At 44.9% G+C, this 6501-nt stretch carries 4 protein-coding genes; all 4 read right to left on the bottom strand.

The window, feature by feature from the left end; genetic code table 11:
• Nucleotides 1-588: 588 nt before the first annotated feature.
• The 4 genes from M9196_RS22360 to flgJ all read right to left on the bottom strand — a co-directional run bounded on the left by M9196_RS22360 (nucleotide 589) and on the right by flgJ (nucleotide 6501).
• Nucleotides 589-1725 (bottom strand): flagellin, encoded by a 1137-nt coding sequence (locus M9196_RS22360; RefSeq protein ID WP_250619715.1) that lies wholly within the window; start codon nucleotides 1723-1725, stop codon nucleotides 589-591.
• Between the two features lie 459 nt (nucleotides 1726-2184).
• On the bottom strand, nucleotides 2185-3378 hold the full coding sequence (gene flgL, locus M9196_RS22355; protein WP_250619714.1) for a flagellar hook-associated protein FlgL: 1194 nt from the start codon (nucleotides 3376-3378) through the stop codon (nucleotides 2185-2187).
• Nucleotides 3379-3390: 12 nt separating this feature from the next.
• The gene (flgK, locus tag M9196_RS22350) at nucleotides 3391-5271 is read right to left on the bottom strand and encodes a flagellar hook-associated protein FlgK (RefSeq protein WP_250619713.1); all 1881 of its coding nucleotides are present in this window, start codon (nucleotides 5269-5271) and stop codon (nucleotides 3391-3393) included.
• 294 nt (nucleotides 5272-5565) lie between these two features.
• Nucleotides 5566-6501, bottom strand: coding sequence for a flagellar assembly peptidoglycan hydrolase FlgJ (gene flgJ / locus M9196_RS22345; protein WP_250619712.1), 936 nt, complete (start codon nucleotides 6499-6501; stop codon nucleotides 5566-5568).

Here is a 6501-nt window from a genome sequence, read left to right as displayed (position 1 = left end):
ATCCTTTAACGACACGATGGTGAAAACCTTTAGAAAAAAAGTTCAAAAAAACCAAGAAAATAACTATTTGATTAGGATTTAGCCAAACAGTAAAAAAATAGTAGAAAAGGGGTAAAGTTTACCTGAAGGGGGCCGACAACCTCCGGCTTACTATTTTGGCAAAGCAGGAAAAGACGTCACGTACCTTGCTAGCGGAATGAGTCAACGACAACGCGAATGGCGAACCAACTAAAGTAATATCCCAACCAAGTTACACCCCAAACAAGTGATAACCCAAATAAGTGATAACCCAAACAAATGTGTTGTTCAGCAAGTGACTGGCGAAATGATGTGATGTGATGTAAACGTTTTGCTTAAGAAAAGAAAAAGCCCCTTTTCCTTTGAGAGAACCGGGGCTGGGTGGTCGCCAGAGGCTGCGTGGAGATCAAGAGAAATGAACGCAAACCGGCAAACCGAACATACCTTGTTACCGTATTAGGGCAGGTTGTGAGAGAGAGCCCCAACACCTTCGCAAGATATGCATGCCTGTAAGTGATGATAGATTGCCACGTCTGGCGGCTATCACTCTTACTTAACCTACGCTGTTTACTACTGGAGTAAGGTCATCGCAGAGTTAGGCAACTGTTTCGCTTGAGCAAGAATCGAGGTACCTGCTTGCTGCAGAATCTGATTCTTAGTCATTGCGGTTGTTTCTTTAGCAAAGTCCGTATCCTTGATACGGCTGTTTGACGCATCAACGTTTTCTTGGACATTGGCTAAGTTATTAATACTGTGGCTTAGACGGTTTTGCTTAGCACCTAAATCCGCACGTTGTGAATCCACATACTTTAACGCAGAGTCGATAATCGAAATACCATTCTGAGAGCCCGCTACCGTTGTCATATCGATATCTTGAACCGTCATTGGTTTCGCTTCGTTGCTCAATCCAAGGTCTGAGGCTAAACCACCAGAGATGGATAGATCACCTGCTAAATCAGGCTCGGCGATGAAAATCTGTAATTCACCATCGTCACCCACCGATGCATTCACTTTATCCGATTGACCGTTGATGTAAGTCGCGAGCTGTTCGATATCATCACCTTGCTTGGCAATGATATCAATCGACACTTCTTCACCACCTTTTGTGACAAATTCAAATTTCAGATCACTTGCATCAGGCGCCACAGACCAATCTTTGTCTTTGCCATTTTCAGCGAGGAAAGTCGAACCACCCATACGGAAGTCATCAGCACGAATGCTCGTCAACCCCATAATCATTGCTTCACCAGAGTTAGCACCGATTTGGAACGAAGCATCGCCAAACGACCCATTTAGTAGACGGCGTCCACCAAATGACGTGGTTTCAGCAATACGGTTTAGTTCAGCTTGAAGCGCATTTGACTCTTCATTGATCGCTTGACGCTCTGACGGCGAGTTTGTGCCGTTAGAGGATTGAATGGCAAGATCTCGCATTCTTTGCAAGATATTTGTTGACTCATTCATTGCGCCTTCTGCGGTTTGTGCAATCGAAATACCATCATTGGCATTGCGCATCGCGACATCTAGCCCGCGCGACTGTGCGGTCAAACGGTTTGAAATCTGCAGACCCGCCGCATCGTCTTTCGCACTATTGATCTTATGACCAGACGAAAGGCGCTCCATTGAGGTGTTTAGATCCCCAGAAGCTTTATTAAGGTAACGTTGTGCGGTCATTGCCGACACGTTAGTACTTACTGTCACTGCCATTTTGCTCTCCTAAATGAGTTCGCAAACATTCAAGATGGATTGCGAAGTGGTCAGCATTGCTCTCATAAGGAAATGCACTGACCGACAACATCCATCTGATACCCCGTATCAGATGGAGTATCTATTCATTAAATTAAACCAACGAACTCCGTTAGTCTTATTGATGCTTTCTGGGATTAATATACAAATACCATGCCAAAAACCAACAACCACTCACGCAATCAACAAAACCTTTATTTATCTGCATGTTAGAGCTAGGTATCATTACGCATAACAATACCATCGCGCATTATTACTCTCAGAGGCAATGGCAAGGCGGGAATTATTGCCGCTTAATCGACCTACGCTCATATGGCATTGCGCATATGGCAACCGAGGCCGTTATCATTGTCTCTACATTCCAAAGGCTTTGCGTTTTCGCGATCCGCCCATAGCAAAAAAGCCAGAATGAGTTAACGATTACAAATAATTAAATAGTGTTAGATCTTTGGTTTTACCAAACGCCAATTGTGAAGCTTGTAACGCTCTCGAGTTTTCTTCAAATTCAATGACCGCTTTGGAGTAATCCAAATCTTCAAAGTTACTTTTTGAACGGGCCAGTGAAATTTTAAAATCTTCGTTTTGTTGCTCTTGCGTATCTAAGGTACTCAGGCGAACACCCACATCGGTTCTTGCCTTAGTAAGATGTAAGAACGCCGTATGAAATTCCTCTGTCACTCGATGCAACTCTGCATTAGCCGAAGCATCAGAGGCGTCAGAGTCTAACGCTTTAATGGCGTCTTTAAACGTATCAAACACACTAAAACTTTCTCTTGGACTAAGCGTAATAGCGTCACCAGCGGTGATCTGCCCCTTCACTCGAAGACTGAAGCCTTCATGCGAAATTCCATTTTTGTTATCGTAATCGCCTGCTTTGACTACGGAACCATTTCGTTCTAATTGATAGCCAAACTGCTCGCGTCCCATATCAACAAAGGTGATTTTGTAAGTACTGCTATCGTTAGCGTTTTGGTTATACGCTTTATCAAGTAGCAATTCAGACGCATTTTGTAATTGAAAATTTGGCTTATAACCACCAAATGGGTTTTCCACTTCCATAAACAGCTTACTGCCAGGATCACTAGTGGGCATTTCCATGCTGTTGGAAATACGCATTTTTCGCTGATAATCATCGCCCGCATAGGCGATACGCCCTTGGTTATCCGCAAAAAATGGCTGCGTTTTCGGCTTAGTTCCCGCAAATGTGTAATTGCCTGATTCGTCTTGATTATTAGCTAACGCGAGAAAGTTTTTTGCGAGTTCTTGCAGTTCTCGTGCTTTTGCTTCGCGGTCTTGCGGTGACAACGCGCCGTTAATCGACTCCATCGTCAAACGCTTCGCCTCATCAGAAAATTGCTCGGTCTCGCGCAACATCACTTCTTGATGCTCAAGGCGGTTACGCGACAACACAATCGCATCAGTAAAATGGTCTAGCTGCTCAGTTTGCTGACCAACCTTTTGTAAATAGTGTATCGCTAACGGATCGTCAGCGGGTTTTTGCAATTGCTTTCCAGAGGCCAGTTGCGCCTGGTTATGATGGATTTTATTTTCTTGTTTGCGCATGTCGTTTTGCACAGTCTGATAACTATGAAAACTTGAGATTCTGTTTATCATAAATTAGCGCTCCTACCTTAACTGCAAGATAGTATCGAAAGTTTCATTGGCCGCTTGCATGACGCGAGAAGACGCCATATACGCTTGCTGAAACTTCATCATATTTGCCGCCTCTTCATCCAAATTGACGCCAGAAATGGAAGCCACTCGACTTTGCGCCGCTTGATGCTCTAATTCCGCCACTTCCTGCAAGCGTGTCGCGGTTGAAGCCTTTAGCCCCACGTCAGTATTCAAGTTATGGTAGACATCAATAATGGTCGAATCATTGCCATTCATTTTTTTGTCGCGCTGGATATCAAACATCTTTCGTAAATTCCCGTTATCACCCTCTGAATGAGTTAGATTGGCAGTGAATTTATCATTCGGTAATGCGCCCGCAGTCAACTGGAATTCTGTTCCTAACACCGAAACGGGACCCGGAGGCGGATAAGGTTGTGGGGCCAACAATATGTTCCCTTTGGTATCCGTTACCGCGAATTCCTTCCCTGTTGGGGAAACCAGCACTTCAAACTCTCGCAACTGACCTGCGGCAAGCATCGTAAACTTTGCCGTTCCTTGCGCTGACGTCGTCGACGCTTCAAAACTCTGTGCAGCAATTGCTTTGGGATCATTGGTGTCCATTTGAATTTCTGCCGCGCCATGTCGGGTAGGACGAATCAAGAGTTTTTCACCCGTTGCTGGCGCGTTACGAACGTCGATAATCATGCCATCAACATAAAATGCGCGACCATCAATATTCAGTTCCGCCGTGATGGTTTCACCATCAGGCTTAGTCACGGTGTAATTGGTGCCATTGTATTTAAGCGCGTATTCACCGCCTTTTAGATCACTGGTGTCGCCAATGTACACCGCTACATCCGCATTCGACTGCGGCGTCGCGACCACACGAGATTTCGCAATAGCTTCACTATTGGTGTCGACAAAAATATCAGCGCCAACCTGACCATTAAGATCAAGCCCCTGATTTTGTAGCTTATTCACCTCAAAGCTAAATGCCGTCGCCACTCGCCCAAGTTCATCCATGATGTACGGAATTTCTTTATCACGTAGCTCAAACATTCCCGCTAATTTACCGCCAATATCGGTCGCGGTAATGGCTTTAATGCCCTTGCCTTCCACCATGGCTAAACGTCGTTGGTGAACGTCGGGATCGCCGTCGATCATCTTCAACTGACTGGATTCGGTGCCGGAGACCAAAGTATGCCCGCTGCCAATATGAACATTAAATCCCTCGGCATTTTTACGCGGTGTGATGGTCACTTTGGTGTATTCAGACAGTTCTTTCACCAAGTTTTCATGCTTGTCCATCAGGTCATTATGAGGTCCCGGGGTTTTCATCATCAATCGATGAATATCTCGGATCTCTACGGCGAGTTGGTTCACTCGCTCAACACCCATTTCTAGCTTTTTATTGGCCGTATCTGCCTGCTGACGAATGGTTTCATGCACATTGTTAAACGTTTGACGGACTTGATTGGCTTTTTCTAATACCACTTTACGCGCACCAACATCGTTGGGTGTATCGGCAAGGGTTTTTACTGAGCTGAACCAATCATTTAAATTTTCAGGTATTTTTTTTGAGGCCACAGAAGATAGCATCCCTGACATGAGATCAAGGTTTGCCAAATTTTCATTACGATAGTTAACTTGTGTTGTTGCCACGTTGAGCTCTTTAACGGCAAACTGATCCCAAGAGCGGCGAACATTTTCCACATGCACACCCATGCCGTAGGTTTGACCGCCAAACTGCCTTGGGCTATTGGTGCCTTGTACGACAGACTGTCGGCTATAACCTTCAGTATTTGCATTCGAAATGTTATGACCAGTGGTGTTTAACTGTCTCTGAGCCGTGAGTACACTTTGCGTACCTAAGTTCAGAAGATCTGACGCCATATCGCCCCCAAAAAATAACCATTCGCGCAACTCAAATACAAATTACGCTTAAAGAATCAACGGACTACAGCATAGCCCGCCATATTGATAAGCAATATATATGCCAACACCTATTTATTATCATTCCTCGGGCAAGGATAACGTTGTTCTTCGCTTCGCTAGATACCAACAAAGAAACGCGACAGCTGTTAGAGATTTGAGATAGAGATTAGAGATTAGAGATTAGAGATTAGAGAAAGAAGTATAAAATTAAGAAGGTTACCCGACGCGACGCTGGGTAACCTTTGGAAGAAGCTACAGATCCATACCGTCAATCTGCGCTTTCACTCGTAAGACCTTATCAGCATAGCTTGGGTCTGTAGCATAACCGGCCTGATGAATATCGCGTATAAACGACTCTGAACCACTATCACGCTTAAGCGCGGATTGATATCTCGGGTTTTCATTTAAGAATTGGACGTAGTCATTAAAGCTCTCTTCGTACGTACCATAAGAACGGAACGCTGCACGCTCTTGAACTGGCACGTTCTGGTGATACTCAAGGGTTTGAGTGGCCACTTTGCCACCATCCCAACTACGATCGGCTTTAATATTAAACAGGTTATTACTGCTACCTTGGCTGTTACTCACTACCTTTTTGCCCCAACCTGTTTCTAACGCGGCTTGCGCAAGTAACAACGATGGATCCACACCCAGTGATTTCGCGGCACTGTCGGCATAAGGTTTCAGCGACTCAACGAAACTCTTAGGTGTGTTGAAATCCACCGCCTGAGTTTGCTTACTCTCATTGAGTCCTAATGTCGCCGCCATTTCACGCGCTTTAGCCTCATCGTACGGCATTTGTAACGAGCTATGGAACGCGTCATTACGCATACGAACTTCTGTGCTTGGCGCTTCATCTTCCAAATCTTGCCCTGCACTTAGCTGAGCTACAATCATATCCGCCAAGCCCATTGAACCCGATGAGCTCAATTCACTGGCCATTTGGTCATCAAGCATTTGTTGATAGAACTGACCATTTTGGCTATTCATCATATCCGATTCAAAGTGCGTATTTGCATCCCGCATCGACTTCAACATCATGGAGGTAAAAATCGATTCAAACTGTGTTGCTGCGGCGCGAAGTGCCGCTTTATCATCGGCTTTATCGCCACTGGTCGCTTGTTGACGAAGCTTATCTAAGCTACTGATATCGTGAATAAAGCCGACATCATTTGGGTTATTAATCAT

The sequence above is a fragment of the Vibrio methylphosphonaticus genome (assembly GCF_023634655.1).
In the GTDB taxonomy this organism is placed as follows: domain Bacteria; phylum Pseudomonadota; class Gammaproteobacteria; order Enterobacterales; family Vibrionaceae; genus Vibrio; species Vibrio methylphosphonaticus.
The sequence above is the reverse complement of the archived record's forward strand: the minus strand, read 5'-3'. Positions and strand labels throughout refer to the sequence as shown.

Excerpts from the sequence above, each read along its gene's own strand:
- M9196_RS22360 (WP_250619715.1), bottom strand. The coding sequence starts at position 1,725 with ATGGCAGTGACAGTAAGTACTAACGTGTCGGCAATGACCGCACAACGT.
- flgL (WP_250619714.1), bottom strand. The coding sequence starts at position 3,378 with ATGATAAACAGAATCTCAAGTTTTCATAGTTATCAGACTGTGCAAAAC.
- flgK (WP_250619713.1), bottom strand. The coding sequence starts at position 5,271 with ATGGCGTCAGATCTTCTGAACTTAGGTACGCAAAGTGTACTCACGGCT.
- flgJ (WP_250619712.1), bottom strand. The coding sequence starts at position 6,501 with ATGATTAATAACCCAAATGATGTCGGCTTTATTCACGATATCAGTAGC.